The following is a 1,009-nucleotide window of genomic DNA, read 5'->3' on the forward strand; positions in this document are numbered from 1 at the left end:
GGCCGGGGCCGGACACGCTTCGCCCCCTTGCGCAGCCGGTCGATCACCTGCTGCGCATCGGCCGGTCGCGCCGCGGGCTCCTTGGCCAGCAGCTCCAGCACCAGCCGTTCCAGTTCTTCGGGCACCGCGGGCCGGGAGTCCCTGATCGGGGCGGGCTCACTGGTGAGGTGCTGCGAGAGCACCGACAGCCCGGAGCCGGTGAACGGCGGCCTGCCGGACAGCAGCTCGTACAGCATGCAGCCGAGGGAGTACAGGTCACTGCGGCCGTCGATGCGGCGGTCGCCGCGGGCCTGTTCCGGGGACATGTAGGCCGGCGTGCCGATGGCCGCGCCGGTGGCCGTCAGACCGGTTCCGGTCTCCTCGGCGAGGCGGGCGATACCGAAGTCGCAGATGGTGACGTCGGCCTCGGCGGGGCCGTGGACCATGATGTTGGCCGGCTTGATGTCCCGGTGGACCACACCGGCCCGGTGTGCCGCGTCCAGGCCCTCGCAGATCTGGACCGCCCACCGGATCACGGCGGCCGGGTCCGCACCCGAGCGGTGGTCGCCCAGCACGGCGGTCAGGGGCCGCCCCTGAACCAGCTCCATCACGAGGTAGAGCACCGGGACGCCGTCGACCTCGACCTCGCCGTGGTCGTGGACGGTCACGATCCGAGGGTGGGTCAGGCCCGCGGCCGTGCGGGCCTCTTTGCGGAACCGCTCCTCCAGGAGGTGGTCGCCGGCCACGCCCCGGGAGATCACCTTGACCGCGACCTCCCGGTCGAGTCGTAGGTCCCGGGCCTGCCACACCTCGCCCATCCCACCGGCCCCGAGCCTGCGCTCCAGCCGGTAACGCCCCTCCAGTAACGCGCCCCGCATCGGAAGAACTCCCTCCCCGTTCCCGCGCCCTCCCCGGGCTGACCGCAGCCTACGCCCCTCCCGCGACCGCACGAGAGGGGTTCCGGCAGCGGCTGCCGCCCCGGGGGCGACGAGATCCGCGTACGACGAGGGCCTCCCGGTCCGGTGGGGAC

The 1,009-nt window shown here is 73.5% G+C and carries 1 protein-coding gene; it reads right to left on the reverse strand.

Features of this window, described 5'->3' with window-relative positions; genetic code table 11:
* The coding region (locus ACWGIU_RS38455; RefSeq protein WP_453712803.1) for a serine/threonine-protein kinase at positions 1–857 on the reverse strand (857 nt) is incomplete at its 3' end.
* Between the last annotated feature and the right edge of the window lie 152 nt (positions 858–1,009).

It is taken from the genome of Streptomyces sp. NPDC054840 (genome assembly GCF_053611065.1).